Source organism: Exiguobacterium sp. Leaf187 (genome assembly GCF_001423925.1).
Taxonomy (GTDB): Bacteria; Bacillota; Bacilli; order Exiguobacteriales; family Exiguobacteriaceae; genus Exiguobacterium_A; species Exiguobacterium_A indicum.
Genome location: NZ_LMPR01000012.1, coordinates 162,665 through 185,042 on the forward strand (window position 1 = coordinate 162,665; position 22,378 = coordinate 185,042).

Genomic DNA, 22,378 nt, shown 5'->3' on the forward strand with positions numbered 1-22,378 from the left:
GAATTATAAACCGATAGAATGATTTATAAGAAATACAGAAGGAATTATAATAAAAAATTAAAATGGTCTATTAAGTAAGGAAATATAAAATAATGAAGCTGAGATTTTTATTTCAGGTAATTTTATTTAAATTAATTTCGTAATAAAAATGAGGAAATAAAATTTTTTAGGTAAATATTTTGCTTCAACCATTTTGAAAATATATATTAAATCATTTTTTTTAATGGGGGCTGATAAAATTTCATTAATTTTTATCAGGTTAACTTATCAGGTTTCCTGTCTTTCTAAAACCAACCTATCATTAATGTCTAAAAAATTGTTGGATTATAAGGGTTTGTAATGAATATAAAAACTATGAAATCTGCAAATATCAGGTTTGGAAGAAAAGGATAAATACAATAAATTAAATGAATTTAATGCATTTAAATGTAAAATTTTTGAATTTTTAATTTATTCCTAGTAATTCATTTTAGAAGTAAATTCAATTAGCTGAAGAAAAGATAGAGCTGATTGTTTAAAAGCTTGAATGAAATCTAATGTATTATAGATAGCTTCTTCTTGATCAATAATTAATGATAATCGATATTTACCTACCTTTTTTAAGCACACTTCGATAGGTGTATTCAGATAATAAAATGTAGCGGAGTCATCCTCTAGACAGTTTTTCAAAGCATCTGCATAGTACTGCCACAATGGTGCAGGTTCGTCTGAGTGATTGGCTCCTTGCATGATTTAATTCTGGGTAAACGAAATCGTACCGTCTAGATTTAAAGAGCCGTCTTCTAACCAATCCTCTTTTTGCTGAATGTATACTTGAATGCGATCTTGTTCTGTGATGTTCACATGTTCCTGTTCATTTTCTAAAAAGATAAAGGTTTGGATATCCATAAAGCACACTCCTTCTTCCATTCATGAATTAAGTTAATCTATATGTCCTTTTTCAACGCCTATGACATATTTTATATCATCAACTGTTCCTGTAAATTGCTTTGAACCTGTAGAAACGTTTGAAAGATTATTTCTATTTTGTTTAGCTACATTACAATGAAGAGGTGTGAGGAAATGGAGAATTTTCAATATACATAAGACAATATTAGTTGGAGCCGTTAATGCAGCCAATTATGCATTTCACTCTTTAAGTGATAGCTAAACAAAAGGCGATTCCAATTTACGGAATCGCCTTTACTTATAAAAAAGCTTCGTAGCGAATCAATCCTCTAGTTCAATGACAGTTCGAGTGAATGTCAAAAAATCATTAAGATGACAATCTAATATCGCTTGAAGAATGTCCAGATTTAGTGATTGATAGTCATGTACTGCAATGTTACGAAATCCGACCATATTCATGAGACTAGTAGCCAGTGAAGCATCGATGAGCTGACCTTCCTCGAGCAACTGAAATCCATCACGACTCGATTTAGGTAGACCAAGCTTCCGTGTTCGAACTAGATGCATGGCGATGGCGATACTTGCCTCACATGCGCGCTGGATGTTCAAAATGATACTATCTTGTTTGGTGTCATCCTTTAAATGACTAGGTTTGTTCTGATAGACATCCTGTATTCTTAATAAACAACGTTCAATGGTCGCTATCTTATTTAACAACACATCGTTCATATTAAAAAGCACTCCTCTGATCTTTGATTGACTGTACGATTGGAGCCCTCTCCTCAGAAAAGGCAGCATACATGCTATAAGCACGCATTTGTTGTCGTATCAGCTCGTTCGGATTTTGGCAGTCGATGACTAAACCTTCTGTGAGGATCTGCATCGTCAAAATCGGGGCAATCTGTTTTATATCGACGAGATCAACTTCACGACCAGCGAGTCGTGCTAATTGACCCGCCATTGAACTACCATTAGGCTAAAGCCGTAGTGGATTCCTGAGTTATCCGACCTAACGGTCGAAAAATGATCAGGCTAACCCCGTCGTCCCGACGGTTGAAGAAGCTAAGATACGTTCTGCTTCTTGCTTGAGGTTCAGTCCTGCGTTCATATCGCGATCATGATGGACTCCGCAACTCGGACATGTCCATTCACGTAGGGCAAGATGTTTCACGTCTTTGTGTTGATGGCCGCAACTCGAACAGAGCTGGCTCGAGGCAAAGGTCTTTCCGACCTTCACGACGGTCTTGCCGTACCAGTCGGCCTTATACTCGAGCATGCGGAAGAACTCCGACCAGCTAACCTCGGAGATGGACTTGCTCAACTTGCGGTTCTTCTGCATGTTCTTTACCTGCAAGGTCTCGATCCCGATGACGTCGTGGTTTTTGACGATCTCGGTCGATACCTTGTGCAGGAAGTCGGTACGTTTGTTTGAAATCTTTTCGTGGATGCGGGCGACCTTCCGCTTCTGCTTCTGGTAGTTCCTCGCCTCGGACAACTTGACTTTCCTAGCCAAGGCGATGCGCTGACGTCGAGAGAGCTTTCTCTGCTCGCGCGCCAGTTTCTTCTCAAGCGAACGGAAGTAACGGTCGTTCTTGTATACCGTGCCGTCCGACAGGATGGCAAAGTTCTTGAGTCCGACGTCGACGCCAACAGATGAGCCGGTCTTCGGCAATTCGTGGATCTCCTGCTCGACGAGCAGGGAGACGAAATATTTCCCTGAAGCGTTACGTCGAATCGTAGCGTTCAAAATACGTCCTGCGATCTGTTTCGAATAGGCGAAACGAACCCATTTCAGCTTCGGAAGTTTGAGCTTGTTCCCGATGATGGAGACTTCAGGCAGTTGAGACTTGCCTTGGATGTTCGTCTTGTACGATTGCACGGGGTTTCGCTTTGATTTAAAACGAGGACGTTCATTCTGTTTCTTGAAGAAACGGTCATAGGCATCGGTAAGATGTTTGACGCTAGCTTGCACGGAAGTACTATCGACTTCTTTCAGCCAGTCAAACTCCTGCTTCAGGATAGGAATTTCTTTGGAACAAGAACCGTAAGAGAGTCCTTTTCCAGTCGCTTTGTAGGTCTCATCCCACCTCGCTAAGAAGTGGTTGAAGACGAATCGTGAACAACCGATCGTCTTCGCAATCAAGATTTTCTGCTCTTTCGTGGGGTAGATTCTGAATTTGTAAGCCTTGTGTTCTTTCATCTTGATTTTCACCCCCTTTTAGTATATATTGAGTATATACTTAATAAGAGGTGATGTCAAATGGAGCGCGTATCAAAATTGATTAAATTTCCAAAAGATTTAGTGGAAAAAATAGAGAAATATCAAAAAGAGAATTATATTTCTTCTTTTGCCGGTGCGGTGTATGAACTGATTCGCAAAGGTTTAGAAAAGTAATGGAGTGATGTCTCCTGTAGCATCGGAAATGTCAGCAAACAAATGATTCAAAAATACATCCAAACACAAGGAAGTTAGGCATACATCCCTTAGCCTAAAGGCATAGGGGTTTTGCGCCCGCTTTTATAAAAATCGATCGTAGGCAGAGAGGGTGTGGTCACTTAAATAAGCGATATCCAAATCACTATCATCTGTCATGTTTCCCGTAGCTCCGGAGCCGAATAAGATAATGAAATGATCATGCACGCGTACGTTAATCGTTTGAACGAGTTGTTGTCGCGACGTCATCGATATCATGTGATTCGCTCCTTCCAACCCTTTTTTCAAAGTGTACTATGGCTAAGATATATTAAAAATAAACTCCTCGAGAACTCGAGGAGTTTAAAGGTCACACCGACACTTCACTCTCTACATGATTGACCTGCCACTGGATACCAAACGTATCTTCGACGATTCCGTAGGCTTCACTCCAGAATGTCTTTTGGATCGGCATGATGACGTTACCGTCTTTTGCGAGTTGATCAAATGTCTTCTGTAACACATCGACGTCAGATAAGTGGAGCGCCAAGGTAACATTCTGACCAATAGTGACCGGATCATGTGGCATTGCGTCTGAGAACATTAAGCGGGTACCATGAACGATCAGTTCAGCATGTAGAACAAGTGACTGCATCTCTTCTGGGTAGGGCTGACCGTCAGGACCGGGACCTGGTCCGAACTCCATGATGTCCGGTAGTTCTTGACCGAAAACCTGTGCATAGAACGTGATTGCCTCACGCGTGTTGCCGTTGAAGACGAGATACGGATTAATGGGCATGGGAAAGCTCCTCTCTAAAAAAGGCGAAGTGTGTTTTTTAAGTATACCAAACATTTGTTCGTATTAAAAGAAAAATCGATTTCTTTTTGTATTGAATCCAGTATAAATGATAACGTTTTCAATTTATCTGATTTTTCATAAAAAAATAGGTTGCAACTTCCAGAGAGACTTCGTATACTAAATTTATCGAAAGCGCTTTCGGTGAAATGGAGTGAGTAGCATGGGAACAATTTATGATTTAGCGAAGATGACCGGTTTTTCAATTACAACGGTCTCAAAAGCCTTAAATAATTATTCGGATGTTAGCGAAAAGACGAAAGCAAAAATCGTCCAAGCAGCAGCCGAGATGGGATACTTACCGAACGCGCACGCCCAGTCGCTCTCGACGAAACGTTCGTGGACGATCGGTGTGATGTTCTCGGAAGCACATGGCGTCGGAATGATGCATCCGTTCTTCAACGCGATCATTGAGAGTTTCCGAAAAGCAACAGAACAACAAGGGTATGACCTCATCTTCGCATCGCGAAACTTACGCAATCGTGATATGAGTTACCTCGAGCATTTCCGACACCGGGCAGTCGACGGCATCGTCGTCATCTGCTCCGATCAGATGGACCAGCACGTCCAGGAGTTGATTCAAAGTACGATTCCGATCGTCGTCGTCGACATGGACAGTGCCGATTGTAGTGTCGTCTACTCGGATAACATCACTGGTGGCACACTCGCCATCAATCATTTGCACGAACTCGGTCATCGGTTGATCGCCCACATTGCGGGGGATACGTCGACAGATGCGGGAAGAGCGCGGATTGAAGGCTATCAGCAAGCGATGAAACAACTTGATTTGCCGATTCCGGACGGATATCTCGTCAACGGTGGATTCTTTTCCGGGGAAGAAGGCAAGCGGGCAATGAACGAATTGCTAGCATTACCTGAACGACCGACAGCGGTCTTCGTTGCCGGGGATGAAATGGCAATCGGTGCGATTGAAGCGATTCATGAAGCCGGGTTACGGATTCCAGAAGACATCTCAGTCGTTGGGTACGATGATATCTATGTCGCGAAATACATTACACCGAAGTTGACGACGGTCCGACAAGATACGGAAACGATTGGTCAACATGCAGCATCAGTCTTGATTGAACAGATCGTCAACAAAAAACGGGTTACGACACGCGATGTCATTCCGGTTAACTTGATGGTTCGTCAATCGACAGGTCCAGTACCTGAATAACACAATGGTTGTTTCGGAATCGCTCTCGCTCGTTGTCAGTGAGGAAAAGCGAGAGCGATTTCGAAATCATTTTTTATCACTTTTTCCGAAAGGGCTTTCGGGAATTTTCTTTAAAGCCTTTTCGAAAGCGCTTTCGGTATTTTTGAATAATTAATTGAAACCGCTTACGTACAAGCGGAATACTTAACAAAAGGATGAGATGAGATGAAGAAACAATTAGTTAGCGTGTTAACAGTCGGTGCGTTAACAGCAAGCGTTCTTGCTGGATGTTCAGGTAGCAGCGAAGAAAAGACGAGCGGCGGGAAAGAAGTCTTGAAAATCTGGTCGTTCACGGATGAGTTAAAAGAGCCTATCAAAAAGTTCGAAGAGAAAAACGGAGTCAAAGTCGAATTGACGATCGTGCCAATCGCCGACTACCCGACGAAGTTGAAACCAGCTCTTGAAAGTGGCGTCGGCGCACCGGATATCTTCACAGGTGAGATCGCGTTCTTGAAACAGTGGGTTGATGCCGGCTACTGGGCGAACCTCTCTGAAAAACCATTCAACGCAGGCGAAGTCAAAGATGACTATATTCCGTACGTCTATGACATGGGGAAAGATAAGGACGGCAACGTGCGTGCGCTGTCATGGCAAACGACACCAGGTGGCGTCTACTACAAACGAAGCATCGCGAAAAAAGTTCTCGGTACAGACGATCCAAAAGAAATCGGCGGCATGATGGACTCGATGGACGGCGTCTTCGAAGTCGCTGAAAAAATGAAGAGCAAAGGCTACAAGATGTTCCCGGATGAAGGATCAATCCGTTGGTTCGCACAAGGGAACGACCCACAACCTTGGGTCAACGATAAGCAAGAGCTCGTCTTGACACAAGACAAGAAGGATTACATGGATTACGCAAAAGAACTTCGGACGAAACAATACACAGCACTTGCACCAGAATGGTCACCATCATGGTTCGCAGGCATGGATAAACCGGTCAAAGTCAAAGAAAACGGTAAAGAGACTGAAACAGAAGTCTTCTCTTACGTTCTCCCGACATGGGGTCTTCACAGTGTCCTCAAAGAAAACGCGAAAAAATCAGCGGGTGACTGGGCGGTCACAAGCGGACCGAGCCCATACTTCTGGGGTGGTACGTGGTTAGGTGTCTACAAAGATTCGAAGAAACAAAAGCTTGCGTATGATTTCGTCAAGATGATGACGCAAGACGAAGCGTTCTTAACAGATTGGGCAAAAGAAACAGGTGACGTGTTAGCGTACAAACCAGTTACTGAAAAAATCAAGACCGACTTCAAAGATGAGTTTCTCGGCGGACAGAACAACTATGAGTTCTTCCTTGATCAAGCAGACAAGATCACACCAGGAATCGTCACGAAGTATGACCAGCAGCTCGATACATTGTATGGTGCATCGGTCATGGAATACGTCCAAGGTAAAAAATCAAAAGACGAAGCACTTGCTGAGTTCTACAAAAAAGTCAAAAACGCGTATCCGGACGTAAAAGTACCGGAATAAGGAGAGTAGGTGGGGCGATCCTCGCCTCACCTCTTCTTGTTTAAGAAAGGGGTTTGACCTGTGAAAAAACTCGATCGCCATGGGTATCTGTTCATCGCACCATTTTGGATCGTCTTCTTGATCTTCAGCATCTATCCGGTTGCTTTGACTTTCTATTACAGTTTCACGAACTACACGGGCGCTGAAGGCGAACAACTCGTCGGACTCGCGAACTATACGCGGTTACTCGGGGATACGTACTTCATCGAAGCGTTCTTTAACACTCTGAAGATTTGGGGTCTGAACTTCATCCTTCAGATCGGTGGCGCTTTATTGCTCGCTTTGTTGTTCTCGGATCTCCAGTTGAAATTAAAAGGGCTTGCCTTCTTCCGGGCGACGTTCTACTTACCGAACTTGATCACGATCAGCTCGGTCGCCTTATTGTTCGGCATCTTGCTCGACTGGCAGCATGGTTCACTGAACATGATGTTGATGAAAATCGGAATCATCTCGGAGCCGATCAACTGGTTGACGCAACCGGTGACCGCACAAATTTCCGTCTCGCTTATCCTGACATGGATGTGGCTCGGTCACTCGTTCATCGTCGTCATGGCGGGCGTATCCGGGATCTCGAAGGACTACTTCGAAGCAGCCTTGATTGACGGGGCAACACGTTGGCAGATTTTCTCACGCATCACGTTGCCACTCTTAAAACCGATTTTGCTCTACATCATGATCACGTCGTTGATCGGTGGTCTGCAATTGTTCGACCTCCCGATGTTGATTACGGATGGTGTCGGTGCGCCAGATGGTGCCTTGAACACGATGGTGCTCTATCTCTATAACCAAGCTTTCAAATACAACAACTATGGCTACGCCGCTGCTGTCGCATACGGACTGTTTGCCATCACGCTCGTCTTTTCAATCATCGTCTTCAAAGGGATGTTCCGAAAAGAACGTTCGCCGAAAGGAGCCTGACCGATGGAACGAAATGCAGAAGCACGTCGGATCGTGCCACAAACGGAGGAACAACCGGAGCGTTCCGAACGCCCGCTCAAGTTGACGCCACCACCGAAACAAAAGAAAGCCTGGTTCGGCAAAAGTGTCATCTATATTGGTCTCGTCGTCTTAACGATCGCCTGTATCATCCCGTTTTTGATGATGATCATCAACGCAACGCGCTCGAACGAAGAAGTCTTGTCCGGGTTCTCGTTGATTCCCGGGAACTCACTTGCTGAGAACTACGCCGCCCTCAGTTCATACGTCAACATCTGGTCTGGGTTCAAGAACAGCTTGATCATTGCCGTTCTCGTTACCGTCCTATCAGGGTATTTCTCGGCGTTGACAGCATTCGGATTCGCTTTTTATCAGTTCAAAGGGAAGAATGCGATGTTCGTCTTCATGCTCGTCATGATGATGGTTCCGGGTCAGCTCGGATTGATCGGTTTCTACGAATTAAGTAAAAATCTCGGGTTGCTCGATAGTTATATCCCCTTGATCGTTCCGGCGATTGCAAGTCCGTTCACGGTCTTCTTCGTCCGACAGTATGTCCAGACGGTCTTGCATCCGAGTCTGATCGAGGCAGCACGGATGGACGGAGCGAGTGAGTTCCGGATCTTCCATACGATCGCTTTGCCGATGATGATGCCGGCGATCGCGACGATGTCGATCTTTACGTTCATCGGTTCATGGAACAACTACATCATGCCGCTCGTCTTACTCTTCTCCCCAGAGAAGTATACGTTACCGGTCTTGATGGGCTTCTTGAAAGGGTCACAAGTCGCAGAGAACTTAGGCTCGCTCTATCTCGGGATCGCGATTTCCGTCGTACCGATCATGATCGCCTTCTTGTTCCTCTCGAAATATATCGTCAGCAGTATCTCGGCAGGTGCCGTTAAAGAATAAGTAGCTTAAAGGAGATTACACATATGAAATTTGCACCGAACTTCGTATTCGGAACGGCGACGTCGTCGTATCAAATCGAAGGAGCCCACAACGAAGGCGGACGTACGCCTTCGATCTGGGATGCCTTCTGTGATGAGGACGGAAAAGTCTTCGAAAAACATAACGGTGATGTCGCTTGTGACCATTATCACCGTTATGAAGAGGACATCCAGCACATCAAACGTCTTGGCGTCGACACGTACCGCTTCTCGATTGCCTGGCCACGCATCTTCCCGCAAAAAGGGGTCTACAATCCGGAAGGCATGGCGTTCTATAAGAAACTCGCGACACGTCTGCGGGCTGAAGGCATCAAGCCAGCCGTGACGCTGTACCACTGGGACTTACCACTGTGGGCACATGAAGAAGGCGGCTGGGTCAACCGAGCATCGGTCGACTGGTTCCTTGACTTCGCTCGTGCTTGTTTTGCGGAGCTCGACGGGATCGTCGACTCGTGGATCACACATAATGAACCATGGTGTGCCGGGTTCCTTAGCTACCATCTCGGACAACATGCACCGGGTCATACGGATATGAACGAAGCCGTTCGTGCCGTGCACCACTTGTTGTTATCACACGGAAAAGCAGTCGAACTGTTGAAGGGTGAATTCAAATCGGTCACACCGATCGGTATCACGTTGAACTTGGCACCGAAGTATGCGAAGACGGATTCCATCAACGATCAGCTGGCCATGAACAATGCAGACGGATATGCGAATCGGTGGTTCCTCGATCCAGTCTTCAAAGGTCAGTATCCAGTCGACATGATGAACCTGTTCTCGAAATACGTCCATTCGTACGCGTTCATCGAGGAAGGCGACATGGAGACGATCTCTGTCCCGTGTGACTTCTTTGGGATTAACTTCTACAGCCGCAACCTCGTCGAGTTCAGTGCTGCGAACGATTTCCTGCAGAAGGATGCGTACTCGGATTATGACAAAACAGGCATGGGCTGGGATATCGCACCGAGCGAATTCAAGGACTTGATTCGTCGTTTGCGTGCCGAGTATACGGACTTACCAATCTACATCACGGAAAACGGTGCGGCATTCGACGATGAATTAGTCGATGGTCGCGTCGCTGACCAGAACCGGATTGATTACGTCGCACAGCATCTCCAAGCTGTGTCTGACTTAAACGAAGAAGGGATGAATATCCAAGGCTATTATCTTTGGTCACTGCTCGACAACTTCGAGTGGAGCTTCGGCTATGATAAGCGTTTCGGGATTCTCTACGTCGATTTCGAGACACAGGAACGGATTTGGAAAGACAGCGCCCACTGGTATGCGGGCGTCATCGAGCAACATAAGGCAACGATTCCGCAAGAAGCGTGACAAAGGAGGCAAGGTCGAACATTCGTCCTTGCCTCTTTTTGACTAAGAGGAGGAAACAGACATGAAGACATGGGTAGCACTGGCGGTCGGGACCGGTTTATTGCTGAGCGGTCAAGCGGTCGACGCAAAGGCAGACAAAAAAGAGACGAAGTGGAAGCTTGTCTGGTCGGATGAGTTTCAGGCGAAACAACTCGACCGGACGAAATGGACCTATGATACGGGGAACTGGATCAAGGATGCGAACGGACAACCGGTCTCACCCGGTTGGGGCAACAATGAAAAACAATACTATACGACGAAGCAAGATAACTCGTTTATTCGCAACGGGAAACTCGTCATCAAGGCGAAACAGGAAAAGACGACGGATGATCTCGGTACATACGATTACACGTCGGCGAAGCTGAAGACGAAAGGGTTGTTTAGTAAGACGTACGGTCGTTATGAGATCAAAGCGAAGCTGCCGACTGGAAAAGGGCTTTGGCCTGCGTTCTGGATGTTACCGGAGCAAGATAAATACGGGGCCTGGGCAGCGTCCGGTGAGATTGACGTCATGGAAGCTTGGGGCAGTCAGCCGGACAAGGTCGCCGGAACGATTCACTACGGAGAAAACTGGCCAAACAATAAATATACGGGGAAAGACTATCACTTCCCAGACGGACAACGCATCGACCAATGGCATACGTACGCGGTCGAGTGGGAGCCGGGCGAACTCCGTTGGTATGTTGACGGCAACCTCTATCAAACACAAAACGATTGGTACAGTAAAGGCTTGAACGCGGCAACGAACTATAGTTATCCGGCACCGTTCGACCAAAACTTCTATCTCGTCATGAACCTCGCGGTCGGCGGTTGGTTCGATGGTGAAGTCGATGCGACAACGAAGTTCCCAGCCGAGATGGAAGTTGATTATGTTCGCGTCTATGATTTGAAAAATCGATCGTACCGCGAACCGGTCGAACCGACCTACGAAAACGTGACATTACCGGATGGAGCCAAGCAACCGATCGACGGCAATCTCGTCTACGACACGGCATTTGAACAACCGGTCACGATGATCACTGGTAATCAGTCGTTTGATCCGCTGTACTGGAACTACGTCACGCTCCCAGACTTCGGTGGCAAAGGAAGCCTTGCGATCATTGAAAAAGAAGGGCAACGGATGGCAGACGTCACGATTGATCAGCCTGGTTCACAGACGTACTCCCATCAGTTGATTCAAAACGTATCCCTCGCGCAAGGTGGACGTTACCAAGTCAGCTTTGACGCGAGCAGCACAGCAGACCGGAAGATGATGGTCAAAGTCGGCGGTGGAGCAGAGCGTGGGTACACGAAATATTCGAATGAACAGTCGATTGCTCTGACACCGAGCGTCAAACGGCATACGTTCACATTCGATATGGCGGCAGAGACGGATCTCGCAGCACGTCTTGAGTTCAACCTCGGACTTGAAAAAGCGGGTGTTCAGATCGGGAACGTCCGTGTCGAACAGATTCCGAGCGGCGTCATCGATGAAGATGCAACAAAACCGGCACTACCGGACGGGAATCTCGTCTACAACGGGACGTTCGATCAAGGGGCGATGGACCGTTTGACGTACTGGCATTTCAACGGTAACAAGCGGACGACAGGGGCTGTTAATCCTGAGTCACGTGATTTCCGTTATGAAGGACATGGACAAAAAACGACGGCACGTTTAACGCAAAAGGGACTTCAACTAGAAGCTGGGCATGTGTATCAGCTTCGATTCACAGCAGGTGCGAAAAAAGCGAAATCACTTCAGGTGAAAATCACTGGGGCACAAGAGCAATTGAAGCAGACGACTGTACCGTTGACGAAACAAGCAACGACTGTCGACATTCCGTTCACGGCTACACAAACGGCAGAAGACAATCAGCTTGTGTTTGACTTCAGTGGACAAGCTGGAAAAATCTCGCTTGATGATGTGGAATTGATCGATGTGACACCGGTTCCGGTCGATCCATCACCACTGAAAAACGGTTCGTTCGCAAACGGATTGACGTCATGGTCGTCATACATCCACTATGATGCGCAAGCCGCTATCGAAGCTGTCAATGAAGCAGCACGCATAAAGATCGGAGCGGAAGGACAAGAACCATGGAGTGTCTTGCTCGAGCAAGGAAACTTGTCACTCGCGAAAGGTAAAACATATGAATTGAGTTTCACGGCATCGTCGACCGTGCCGCGTCCGATCGAAGTAACGATCGAAAATGCTTCGTACACGCGTTACTTCAGTCAAGTCGAGCCAATCACGGCAACACCGAAAACGTATAGCTATACGTTTACGATGGGACAAGCTGATACAGGTGCGTTGAAGTTCTTGATGGGACGCGCAGAAGGTTCGCCGTTCGCTGTCCATGACGTAACGATTGATGATGTGAATCTCAAAGTGAAGGAATGACTAAGGCAAGGCAATGGACACGTCCATTGCCTTGTTGTGGTTTAAACGACAGAGACGAATAATTTATTGAAATGGAAGAGGAACAAAACCTATCATATGGAATATTAAGTAAAAGAAAAGATAGGTACTTATGCTTTGGGGAGGAAACATATCATGCGTCAAAGGAACATACCATATCGACTGCTCTTTCTGTTAATTTTAATGAGTATGATTGGCATCAATGGTTGGTCCGCTATACTTCATCCCGACGGAACGATAAATGGATGGCAAAGCATTGCTTCAGTCATCTGGTTCGGCTATTTAGTCGGCTCGCTGTTTTACATAAAGGAAGAGAAGATGTATCGATTAATCGCGAGGTATCTTTGGTTCGGTCTGATTTCGACACTGTATATTTATAGTGTCTGGTTGCTCGAAGGAATGTTTTCAGAGACACTTTGGTTTGATCTATTAGCGAGTCTTGAGTTTTTACTGTATTTTATTTTTGTCATTCCATTGTTTGGATTAAATGCTTGGACGAATGTCCAGTTTGGTGAATTTTCGTTATACATGAGTGTCTTATACGGTATCGCGCTCATTTTACTTCAGGTGAAAATGTGGAGTGATACATCACGACATTTGCATTATTAAGTAGAAAAGGTGAGTTGTATGTTGAGTCCCGTAAATGAACGTGAAGAACGGACGGGGAAACGTGAACGCCGAAAACAGCGAAAGGTTGATATTGGATGTATCACGATTGTCGGTATTCCATTACTTTTCATCGTTCCGTTTCTGTTGATTATCCTTATCTTAATGAAGTCTGCTCCATGAAAAGGTGACCTTGTGTCACCTTTTTTTGTTGTGTCGTCAACTTTTTTCTCGACTCGCCCGTCTTAATGATGTATACACAGAACGATATCGAAAAAAGGAGCCGCGGCCTATGACCTCTCGTCAAATGAGAAAACGGGAAAAAGCATTCGTCCGTTTTTTAAAGCAATACAAACCGAATCTCTACTGGTTGACCTACAGTTATATGAAAAATGAACAGGATAGTCTGGATGTGATTCAGGACAGCATCCAAAAAGCGTTGCAATCACTCGATCGACTCGAAGATGAGGAACGGATGAAAGCCTGGTTCTATCAGATTTTGACACGAACAGCGATTGATGCGATCCGGAAGCGTCAGCATAGTATCAGTTACGATACGGATCGACTGATCGAACTCGTCGCGACAAAAGAAGATACATACCCGGATTCCGATTTGCGACAGGCGCTTGAGGAGCTCCCAGCTATGTACCGGGAAGTCGTCATCTTATACTATTTCGAGGACTTGATCTTAAAAGACGTCGCAACGATTTTGGAGCTGAATTTAAGCACGACCAAGTCCCGGCTGTATAAAGGATTGACCTTATTAAAAATGAAATTGAATGGAGATGAGTTAGATGTCGAACAAACTTGACGATCTGAAACAAGCTTACCAACAACCACCGGTTCCAAAAGAACTCGATGAGATGATTGCACAAGTCGAGCGCCGGATGCGTCCCTCGCGAACAAAACGCTCCGTGTGGATCACAGCCGCCGCGATCACGTTATTCGTTGGTGGATTAAATAGTAATGCGTCGTTTGCGGACGCGATGGCGAAGGTGCCAGTTTTTGGTCAACTGACTGAGATCGTGACGATTGACTGGAAAGAGACGAAAACACAGCAGTCGGCTGATATTAAAGCTCCTCAAGTGACGTTACCGGACAAGGCACTCGAGCAACAATTGAACGAAAAGTATATTGCGGAAGGACAAGCGCTCTACGAAAAGTTTGAGCAGGAGACGCACGGACAGGAAGGGGCATTTGCCGTCGATAGCCGCTATGACGTCAAGACGGATACGGAAGACTTGTTGTCGATCGGTCGAACCGTCACTGAAACACGGGCGAGTGCATCAGAAAGCGTCCAGTACGATACGATCGATAAGAAACAACAGCTCATCCTGACATTACCATCTTTGTTCAAGGATGACGGATATATCACGACGATCAGTGATTACCTAAAAGAAGAGATGCGTCGGCAAATGAAGACGGATGAAGGGAAAGTCTACTTCGTCGAAGGAACACCGGATGTACCGGAGGACGAGCAGTTCAAGCAGATTTCCGCAAAACAAAACTTTTATATTACGGCAGATCACAAATTAGTCCTGTCGTTTGACGAGTACAGTATCGCTCCAGGATATATGGGCATCGTCGAATTTAAGATTCCGACGTCAATTTTAAAAGGTGAACTCGTTAGTCCGCATTATATTCGCTGAATTTCAAAAAATGTAACCATTGATATAAATTATAAAAAAATAGCCATTTTTTAAAAATAACCTCTTATAATCAAAAGACGAATCGTTGTTTTTTGAAAAAAAGGAGGAATCCCTATGAAAAAATGGAGTCGGCTTGTACTCGCGGGTGTCGTCAGTCTCGCCTTGATCCATGTTCCAGCAGCTAGTGAAGCGGCAACGAAAGCAAAAGCCTTTAAAAACTGTACGGAAATGCAAAAGACGTACAAAGGCGGCGTTGCGAAAAAAGCGGGGCTAAAAAATCGGACAGGGTATGACAAGAATGGAAAACCGATCTACAAAGCAACAAAGTACAAGGCGTACGTGAGCCTTGCGACGTATAACGTAAACACGAAGAGCGACCGGGATAAAGACGGTATCGCGTGTGAACGTTAAATAAGCAAAAGTAGTCTTTCTCGAGCGGGAGAAAGACTACTTTTTTTGTAGAGGCTCGTTGTTCCTTTCAATTATGTAATCCTTAGAAATCATTATGTATGGTAGTGTTGTAGCGACAAAAGACGACAAATATGTATTGAGTAGGAGGACTACGATGCGAAAGCGAGATTATCTCATTTTCTTTATTTTATTTTTTATTCTGAACCTTATTAATTTCTTAGGAACACTAGGCATGCAGGATGTTTTAGCGATTGTAGTCGTCGCTATGATCGAAGCAGCGATAGCGGGAACGATTACGAATCTATTCACCCGTATCTTTTTTAAGAAAAGCTGAGATGGATTGAAGTAGCACCCAAATCAGATCGATACATAAAAATAACCTGACGCTGCGGCGTCAGGTTATTTTTGCTTAGTTGAAGTTTTGCTTTAAGAAGGCTGTCACTTCTTCTGGTGTTTTAGCATTTGCACTGTGCAAGTGCGCCAGTTTTTCATTGTTTTTGAAGACGAGCAAGCTTGGGATTCCCATGACATCGTGGTTCGATGCGATTTCAGGGAACTCATCCTTGTCGATCGTGTGGATCGGTAAGTGGTCGAATTGTGACTCGACGTCCGGCATGAAGTAATCCATCCGTTTGCAGTCCGGGCACCAGTCTGCTTCGAACTTGATGATGACCGGTGCGTCACTTGAAATCAATTCCTTGAATGTTTCTTCACTCTTAATGAATTCTGCCATTGTGAGAACTCCTCCTCTTGGTGTTGTACCTTTAGTCTACCGATTCCCTTCAGAACTTGCACGAATTATGTTCGTCAAAGAGTCTGACAAGTCAAAAAAGTTGGTTGCTCTTTAAGATAATGCTACTGATTTTCTTGAAAAGAGCCACATGACTCAATCGAATTTGGTTTGGTATAGGGAAACATTGTTGTATATTTGTTAATTACCTAGTTCGAAACAAAATGATTTCTCTAGACCCACTCGATTTCCGACTGGTACGATGAGGTTTGCTAATCGCAGAGAAAGTGGGGGCGACGAGAATGGAACAACAAAAATACGATAACCTAAAACGTGGCGAACGCGGTGCAATGATCAGTATCGCAGCCTATATCTTGTTATCATCTTTAAAATTAATCATTGGGTATACAGCAGATTCTGCCGCACTCCGGGCGGATGGTTTGAACAACGCGACCGATATCATCGCGTCGATCGCTGTCTTGATCGGCTTACGGATTTCACAACGTCCGGCAGATGACGATCACAAATACGGACACTGGAAAAGTGAAACGATTGCCTCGCTCGTAGCTTCCTTCATCATGATGGCAGTCGGTCTTCAAGTCTTGATCGATACGATCTCGACGTTGTTTGAAGGCAAACAGGAGTCACCGGATATTCTCGCAGCATACGTCGGAATCGGTTCAGCTCTCGTGATGTACTTCGTCTACCGCTACAATAAGAAGTTATCCGAGGAGATTGAAAGCAAAGCCGTCATGGCAGCAGCGAAAGATAATCTATCCGATGCGTGGGTCAGTGTCGGAACGACGATCGGAATCGTCGGATCACAGTTCGGCATGCCATGGCTTGATGTCGTGACCGCGATCATCGTCGGCTTCTTGATCTGTAAGACAGCGTGGGACATCTTTACGGAAGCGTCACACGAACTGACGGATGGCTTCGATGAGAAGAAGCTGAAGATGTATGAAGATGTCATCTTCGATCTCGAAGGTGTCAAAGGGATCAAGTCAATCAAAGGACGTAACTACGGCAACAATGAAGTCGTCGATGTCGTCATCCTTGTCAACTCCACCTTGAATATCCATCAGGCGCACGATATTGCGACACGTGTCGAGGATACGCTGACGGAAGAATATGGTGTCTACGATATCCATGTTCACGTCGAACCGGAATGAATCGAAAAAACGTCTTTTCTACTGTAAGCGTAGAAAAGACGTTTTTTTATGGTTCTAATGCGATCGTCAGAGCCAGTGCCCCGTACTGTTGCTCGGCTTCCGGTGAATAGATCGAGTAAGTCGACGTCACGAGTTCGTCGAGCGACCAACCGACACAGTCGATAGCTTCGTTTGCGATCTGTTCATAAAGCGCTCGGAAATCAGGAAAGACTTGTCGTTTTGTTACACGGACAAGTAATTTCTCGTTCGTTTCCGTATGGGTGAACCGAATCTGATCACCGACGTGTACCTGTTGTCGTTTTGGATCATTTAGTCGAATCTCGACGGTCTTTCGTCCTTGTTCGATTGAACGAAACGGTTCTTCGAATAAGCCCATTTCATGTCTCATCTATGCTCACTCCTTGTCTTCCTTGAGCATAGCAAAACTATGTGATTTTTCACATTGCCTTTTCGTTGACAATCGAAAATAATCAGCGTAATTTAATTCATATAAGTAATTGTTCCTTTTGGAACGATTTGAAATGGAACAAGGAGGCGAAACAAGATGGATCAAACGGAAACGACCCGTTCGACAGCGATGATGCAGTCGTTTTGGAATGTCCAGCGTCATCTCGTCCGGGCAGCACACCAGACGGCACAGGAAAACGGACTCAGTTTACCGCAATTTCATAGCTTGATGACGATTGCACCGCGTGGACCGATCTCGCAAAAAGAGCTCGCTGCACATACGCACTTACCGAAAAGTACCCTCAGTCAGTCGATTGAAGGTCTCGTCCAATCGGGCTGGGTCATTCGGGAGACGAATCCCGACAATCGACGGGAAGTCGTCTTAAAGCTTAGTGATCAAGGTCAGCAATTCGTCACTGACATCAAGGAACAAGAGAAGGGGATGCAACGTCAACTGGAGCAAGTGCTTGCGACGATTGACTCGGACGTATTTGAACAAATGCTTGAAACACACGCAGTGATTGCTGAGGGAATCGGTCAGATTTTACGTCCAGATCTGAAAGGAGGATGTTCGGATGATTAAGTTACTCAAACGGTTGACGGTCTATAAATGGGCGGTCCTTGCTGTGCTCGTCTTGGTTTTTGCGCAGTCGATGTCCGATTTGTATTTACCGACACTGATGGCGGACATCATCGATAAAGGCGTCGTTACCGGCGATACCGCGTATATCTGGAAAATTGGTGCCGTCATGCTCGGGATAACCGGTGTCGGGGCGTTAGCTGCCGTTGCCGCCAGTTATTATTCATCGAAGGCGTCGATGGGACTCGGACGGGATATCCGTCGCCAAGTCTTCAACCATGTTGAACGGTTCTCCCTGCAAGAGTTCGACCAAGTCGGAACGGCGTCATTGATTACACGGACGACGAACGACATCACGCAAGTCCAACAAGTCGTCATCATGATGTTACGGATGGTCGTCAGTGCGCCGATCATGTTCATCGGTGGATTGATCATGGCTGTCTCAAAAGATGCCAAACTATCACTTGTCATCGTCGCGGCGATGCCGGTCCTTGTGATTTCAATCCTGTTGATCCTGTGGAAAGGGGTTCCGTTGTTTGGGAAAGTCCAAAAACGACTCGACCGTCTGAACCTCGTCTTGCGGGAGAACTTGACCGGGATCCGTGTAATCCGTGCTTTTAACCGGGAACGTGATGAGCAGGTTCGGTTAACGAAAGCGAACGCGGATTTAACAGAAGTCTCGATTAAGGTCAATAAAATCATGGCGTTCTTGATGCCGGTCATGATGCTCGTCATGAACTTGACGGTCGTCGGTGTCATTTGGTTCGGGGGCATCCGGATCGATAATGGCGGCATGCAAATCGGGGACTTGATGGCGTTCATCCAGTACGTCATGCAAATCATGTTCGCGCTCGTCATGGCGTCGGTCATGTTCGTCATGATTCCGCGGGCAGCCGTCTCGGCGAAACGGATCAATGAAGTCCTCGAGATGACTCCGACGATGACAGATGAAGGTACACAAACCGCTGACCGTGAAAAAGGAACGCTCGTCTTTGATCGTGTCACGTTCCGTTACCCAGGAGCTGAGACACCTGTCTTATCCGACATCAGCTTTGCGGCACGACCAGGTGAAGTGACGGCTGTGATCGGCGGAACGGGTTCCGGTAAATCAACGCTCGTCAATTTGATTCCTCGTTTTTATGACGTGACGGAAGGGAGCATCCGGGTCAACGGTGTCGATAGCCAGGATGTACCGCAAGAGGAACTGCGGTCGAAAATCGGCTTCGTTCCCCAAAAGGCGTTACTGTTCACGGGGACGATCGCGGAAAACATTCGCTTCGGGAAAGAGGACGCGACAGACGAAGAAGTCGCGCATGCAGCGCAAATCGCACAAGCGACCGATTTCATCGAACGGATGCCGGACGGTTACGAAGCACGGATCGAACAAGGTGGGTCGAACGTCTCCGGTGGGCAAAAACAACGGTTGTCGATTGCGCGAGCACTCGTTCGTCGACCAGATTTATATGTCTTTGATGACAGTTTTTCAGCGCTCGACTTTAAAACTGATGCGGCACTTCGAAAAGCGTTACGGGAAGAAACACGCGATGCAACCGTCTTGATCGTCGCTCAACGTGTCAGCACCGTCATCGATGCCGATCAAATCATCGTCCTGGATGAAGGGAAAGTCGCTGGAATCGGAACGCACGATGAATTGTTTGCTGACAATGCCGTCTATCAAGAAATCGTTAAATCACAACTATCAGAGGAGGAAATCGCATGAGTGAGAAAAAACGACCTGCCGGCGGTCCTCCGCCTGGTGGTCCCGGTGGCGGAAATATGATGATGCTCGGAGAAAAACCAAAGGATTTCAAAGCAACGTTCCGTCGTCTGCTTCGGTATCTGCGTCCGCGTCGGACGGCACTCGTTGGTGTTTTCCTCGCAGCCATCCTCAGTACGGTCTTCATGATTGCCGGTCCGAAAATCATGGGAACGGCAATCACGGAATTGTTTGAAGGGGCATATGCGAAGTTCCAAGGTGTACCGGGAGCAGCGATCGATTTCACGAAAATCGGACAAATCCTGCTCTGGCTGGCTGGACTGTATATCATCAGTAGTCTGTTCAATTACTTGCAACAGTATTTGATGTCAGGTATCGCTCAAAAAACAGTCTACGATTTACGCGAAGACGTCAATCATAAACTCGAACGCCTGCCATTGAAATATTACGATGGTCGTCCGAACGGGGAGACACTCAGCCGCGTGACGAATGATATTGATACGATCGGGAGTACGTTACAACAAAGTGTGACATCGTTCATCACCTCAATTGTGACAATCGTCGGAATTCTGATCATGATGTTGACGATTAGTCCGCTGTTAACGCTGATTTCGCTCGTCTCATTACCGGTCTCGATTTTTGCGATCCGTCCGATTTTGAAACGGTCCCAAAAATACTTTGCCGATCAACAACGGACACTTGGACAATTGAACGGACACGTCGAAGAGATGTATACTGGACACTCGGTCGTCAAGGCGTTCGGACATGAACGCAAAGCGGTCGAGCAGTTTGATGCCGTCAACGAAGAGTTGTATGAAGCAGGACGTAAAGCACAGTTCATCTCCGGGATCATCATGCCAATGATGATGTTCATCGGGAATATCAGTTACGTCTTGATCAGTATCGTCGGCGGGATTCTCGTCACGCAACGGGCGATCTCGATCGGGGATATTCAAGCGTTCATCACCTATACACGCCAGTTCACGCAACCGATCACACAGACGGCGAACATCGCGAACATCGTCCAATCGACGGTCGCAGCAGCGGAACGTGTCTTTGAATTACTGGACGAAGAAGAAGAAATCAAGGAAGTGACGACACATCGTCTCACGCAAGCTGAAGGGGCGGTCGCGTTCGAACACGTTGATTTTGGTTACGGAAATGATCTCTTGATCGAAGACATGAATATCGATGTCGCACCGGGACAAACGGTCGCGATCGTTGGACCGACGGGTGCCGGTAAGACGACGATGATCAATCTATTGATGCGCTTTTATGAGTTGAACGGGGGGACGATCCGGATTGACGGCATCGATACCCGCGAGATGTCACGCGAAGACTTACGGACGACGTTTGGGATGGTCTTACAAGATACGTGGCTCTTCAATGGTACGATCCGAGATAATCTTGCTTACGGTAAGAGTGGGGCGACCGAGGAGGAAATCATCGCCGCAGCCAAAACGGCGCACGCTGATCACTTCATCCGGACGTTGCCGGACGGGTATGATACGGTCTTGAACGAGGAAGCCTCGAACATCTCGCAAGGTCAAAAACAGTTGTTGACGATCGCTCGGGCCGTTCTTGCCGATCCTCCGATCATGATTCTCGATGAAGCGACCTCTAGTGTGGATACACGGACAGAAGTCTTCATCCAGCAAGCAATGCGTCGCTTGATGGAGGGACGGACGAGCTTCGTCATTGCCCATCGTCTCTCGACGATCAAGGATGCCGATTTGATTCTCGTCATGAATCAAGGAAGTGTCATCGAACAGGGCACACATGAAGAATTGCTCGAGGCAGACGGGTTTTATGCGGATCTGTACAACAGTCAGTTCTCTGAAAAAGAAGTCGTTTGATATAAGGCAGTGTCGTCATTTAGACGATACTGCTTTTTTACGAAATGATTGTTGTAGCAGTGTATCCTCACATATAGTAAACATCCAGTTTTTTGTAGGAGAAACAAGAAACGCCACATTCTGGTACGGACAAGGGTTTAATAAATCCTTTAGCTGGGGAAATTAAAGAAGTGTCAGAAATATATAATTTTATTTAGGTGAAGGAGTGTGGCAGGATGAATAACATTTGGAACGGAACGTCGTTGAACTTGAACGGCATTCTCGGATCACTCGGCNGGTTCAAAAAGCGTTAGAGAAGTCTGGGGTCGTCAATAAGTTGTCACCTCAAAAAGAGGGTACGCCACCAAAGAAGAAAAAGTGGACACCTGAAAAAATCATCGGGACCGTCGTCTTCTGGGTTCTCATGGTCTTCGTTCTTATCTTGGTCTTCAACATCCTTGATCTGAACATCATTGCTGGACCACTTGCGGATACGATGAGTACATTACTCGCGGCAATCCCGAACATCTTGAAAGCAGCTCTCATTCTTCTCTTGGCGTACGTCATTGCGGTCGTTCTCCGCATGATCATCGTCAAAGCAGGAACGAAGTTGATGGCGAACGACAAAGTGCGTTCGAACAAGATGCTTCAAGGTCAGACGGATCTTTCAGCTTATCCAAAAGTAGCAGGGGAG

General features: G+C 46.4%; 27 protein-coding genes. 18 read left to right on the plus strand and 9 right to left on the minus strand.

Going from position 1 to position 22,378, the window contains the following annotated elements; genetic code table 11:
• Positions 1-732: 732 nt before the first annotated feature.
• The 5 genes from ASF99_RS17310 to tnpB all read right to left on the minus strand — a co-directional run bounded on the left by ASF99_RS17310 (position 733) and on the right by tnpB (position 3,088).
• Positions 733-888, minus strand: a complete 156-nt coding sequence (locus ASF99_RS17310) for a hypothetical protein (protein ID WP_156357226.1) — start codon at positions 886-888, stop codon at positions 733-735.
• A 33-nt stretch (positions 889-921) separates the two neighbouring features.
• On the minus strand, positions 922-1,119 hold the full coding sequence (locus tag ASF99_RS17395; RefSeq protein ID WP_162236815.1) for a hypothetical protein: 198 nt from the start codon (positions 1,117-1,119) through the stop codon (positions 922-924).
• Between the two features lie 90 nt (positions 1,120-1,209).
• Positions 1,210-1,617, minus strand: a complete 408-nt coding sequence (hepT, locus tag ASF99_RS16130) for a type VII toxin-antitoxin system HepT family RNase toxin (RefSeq protein WP_053452491.1) — start codon at positions 1,615-1,617, stop codon at positions 1,210-1,212.
• A gap of 1 nt (position 1,618) precedes the next feature.
• Positions 1,619-1,849, minus strand: a complete 231-nt coding sequence (locus ASF99_RS16135; protein ID WP_053452492.1) for a hypothetical protein — start codon at positions 1,847-1,849, stop codon at positions 1,619-1,621.
• Between the two features lie 66 nt (positions 1,850-1,915).
• Positions 1,916-3,088 (minus strand): IS200/IS605 family element RNA-guided endonuclease TnpB, encoded by a 1,173-nt coding sequence (gene tnpB / locus ASF99_RS16140; protein WP_053452493.1) that lies wholly within the window; start codon positions 3,086-3,088, stop codon positions 1,916-1,918.
• 60 nt (positions 3,089-3,148) lie between these two features.
• Between tnpB and ASF99_RS17665 the strand changes: the two genes are divergently transcribed.
• Entirely contained in the window at positions 3,149-3,283 is a 135-nt protein-coding gene (locus ASF99_RS17665) for a ribbon-helix-helix domain-containing protein (RefSeq protein WP_214748433.1), read from the plus strand.
• Between the two features lie 123 nt (positions 3,284-3,406).
• Here ASF99_RS17665 and ASF99_RS17165 read toward each other — a convergent pair whose 3' ends face one another.
• A complete protein-coding gene (locus ASF99_RS17165) occupies positions 3,407-3,580 on the minus strand; it encodes a nucleotidyltransferase domain-containing protein (RefSeq protein ID WP_082318502.1) in 174 nt (57 codons plus the stop codon).
• 91 nt (positions 3,581-3,671) lie between these two features.
• Positions 3,672-4,100, minus strand: coding sequence for a VOC family protein (locus tag ASF99_RS16145; RefSeq protein WP_053452494.1), 429 nt, complete (start codon positions 4,098-4,100; stop codon positions 3,672-3,674).
• 220 nt (positions 4,101-4,320) lie between these two features.
• On the opposite strand from ASF99_RS16145, the gene ASF99_RS16150 reads away from it, so the two are divergent.
• The 12 genes from ASF99_RS16150 to ASF99_RS16200 all read left to right on the plus strand — a co-directional run bounded on the left by ASF99_RS16150 (position 4,321) and on the right by ASF99_RS16200 (position 15,537).
• Positions 4,321-5,334 (plus strand): LacI family DNA-binding transcriptional regulator, encoded by a 1,014-nt coding sequence (locus ASF99_RS16150; protein WP_053452495.1) that lies wholly within the window; start codon positions 4,321-4,323, stop codon positions 5,332-5,334.
• A gap of 204 nt (positions 5,335-5,538) precedes the next feature.
• Complete coding sequence (locus tag ASF99_RS16155; protein ID WP_023466910.1) at positions 5,539-6,846, plus strand: ABC transporter substrate-binding protein; 1,308 nt, start codon at positions 5,539-5,541, stop codon at positions 6,844-6,846.
• A gap of 60 nt (positions 6,847-6,906) precedes the next feature.
• Entirely contained in the window at positions 6,907-7,803 is an 897-nt protein-coding gene (locus ASF99_RS16160) for a carbohydrate ABC transporter permease (protein WP_023466912.1), read from the plus strand.
• Positions 7,804-7,806: 3 nt separating this feature from the next.
• Entirely contained in the window at positions 7,807-8,730 is a 924-nt protein-coding gene (locus ASF99_RS16165; protein ID WP_081637442.1) for a carbohydrate ABC transporter permease, read from the plus strand.
• A 23-nt stretch (positions 8,731-8,753) separates the two neighbouring features.
• Positions 8,754-10,100: a GH1 family beta-glucosidase gene (locus ASF99_RS16170; protein ID WP_055969998.1), complete on the plus strand. Its 1,347-nt coding sequence runs from the start codon at positions 8,754-8,756 to the stop codon at positions 10,098-10,100.
• Positions 10,101-10,161: 61 nt separating this feature from the next.
• Positions 10,162-12,519, plus strand: a complete 2,358-nt coding sequence (locus tag ASF99_RS16175; RefSeq protein WP_055970001.1) for a carbohydrate binding domain-containing protein — start codon at positions 10,162-10,164, stop codon at positions 12,517-12,519.
• A gap of 153 nt (positions 12,520-12,672) precedes the next feature.
• Positions 12,673-13,146 (plus strand): hypothetical protein, encoded by a 474-nt coding sequence (locus ASF99_RS17315; protein WP_145981743.1) that lies wholly within the window; start codon positions 12,673-12,675, stop codon positions 13,144-13,146.
• A gap of 18 nt (positions 13,147-13,164) precedes the next feature.
• Positions 13,165-13,326 carry a hypothetical protein gene (locus ASF99_RS17320; RefSeq protein ID WP_156357227.1) on the plus strand — a complete coding sequence of 54 codons (162 nt, stop codon included), beginning with the start codon at positions 13,165-13,167 and terminating at the stop codon, positions 13,324-13,326.
• A gap of 109 nt (positions 13,327-13,435) precedes the next feature.
• Positions 13,436-13,954 (plus strand): RNA polymerase sigma factor, encoded by a 519-nt coding sequence (locus ASF99_RS16185; protein WP_055970004.1) that lies wholly within the window; start codon positions 13,436-13,438, stop codon positions 13,952-13,954.
• Positions 13,938-14,792, plus strand: a complete 855-nt coding sequence (locus ASF99_RS16190; RefSeq protein ID WP_035399101.1) for an RsiV family protein — start codon at positions 13,938-13,940, stop codon at positions 14,790-14,792. The genes ASF99_RS16185 and ASF99_RS16190 overlap by 17 nt, the downstream gene beginning before the upstream one ends.
• A gap of 114 nt (positions 14,793-14,906) precedes the next feature.
• Positions 14,907-15,203 carry an excalibur calcium-binding domain-containing protein gene (locus tag ASF99_RS16195; protein WP_035399100.1) on the plus strand — a complete coding sequence of 99 codons (297 nt, stop codon included), beginning with the start codon at positions 14,907-14,909 and terminating at the stop codon, positions 15,201-15,203.
• 154 nt (positions 15,204-15,357) lie between these two features.
• Entirely contained in the window at positions 15,358-15,537 is a 180-nt protein-coding gene (locus ASF99_RS16200) for a hypothetical protein (protein ID WP_035399099.1), read from the plus strand.
• 75 nt (positions 15,538-15,612) lie between these two features.
• On the opposite strand, the gene ASF99_RS16205 is transcribed toward ASF99_RS16200, so the two are convergent.
• Entirely contained in the window at positions 15,613-15,936 is a 324-nt protein-coding gene (locus ASF99_RS16205; RefSeq protein ID WP_023466923.1) for a thioredoxin family protein, read from the minus strand.
• Between the two features lie 299 nt (positions 15,937-16,235).
• Between ASF99_RS16205 and ASF99_RS16210 the strand changes: the two genes are divergently transcribed.
• On the plus strand, positions 16,236-17,105 hold the full coding sequence (locus ASF99_RS16210) for a cation diffusion facilitator family transporter (protein ID WP_023466924.1): 870 nt from the start codon (positions 16,236-16,238) through the stop codon (positions 17,103-17,105).
• Positions 17,106-17,151: 46 nt separating this feature from the next.
• On the opposite strand, the gene ASF99_RS16215 is transcribed toward ASF99_RS16210, so the two are convergent.
• Positions 17,152-17,493, minus strand: a complete 342-nt coding sequence (locus tag ASF99_RS16215; RefSeq protein WP_055970007.1) for an ASCH domain-containing protein — start codon at positions 17,491-17,493, stop codon at positions 17,152-17,154.
• A 156-nt stretch (positions 17,494-17,649) separates the two neighbouring features.
• Here ASF99_RS16215 and ASF99_RS16220 point away from each other — a divergent pair, with 156 nt between their 5' ends.
• The 4 genes from ASF99_RS16220 to ASF99_RS17670 all read left to right on the plus strand — a co-directional run.
• Positions 17,650-18,135 carry a MarR family winged helix-turn-helix transcriptional regulator gene (locus ASF99_RS16220; RefSeq protein ID WP_023466926.1) on the plus strand — a complete coding sequence of 162 codons (486 nt, stop codon included), beginning with the start codon at positions 17,650-17,652 and terminating at the stop codon, positions 18,133-18,135.
• A complete protein-coding gene (locus ASF99_RS16225; protein WP_035399082.1) occupies positions 18,128-19,852 on the plus strand; it encodes an ABC transporter ATP-binding protein in 1,725 nt (574 codons plus the stop codon). Before ASF99_RS16220 ends, ASF99_RS16225 begins: the two co-directional genes overlap by 8 nt.
• The gene (locus ASF99_RS16230) at positions 19,849-21,705 is read left to right on the plus strand and encodes an ABC transporter ATP-binding protein (RefSeq protein WP_055970008.1); all 1,857 of its coding nucleotides are present in this window, start codon (positions 19,849-19,851) and stop codon (positions 21,703-21,705) included. The genes ASF99_RS16225 and ASF99_RS16230 overlap by 4 nt, the downstream gene beginning before the upstream one ends.
• A gap of 475 nt (positions 21,706-22,180) precedes the next feature.
• Positions 22,181-22,378, plus strand: a 198-nt coding sequence (locus tag ASF99_RS17670; RefSeq protein WP_442855978.1) for a mechanosensitive ion channel family protein, incomplete at its 3' end; no start/stop codon positions are given.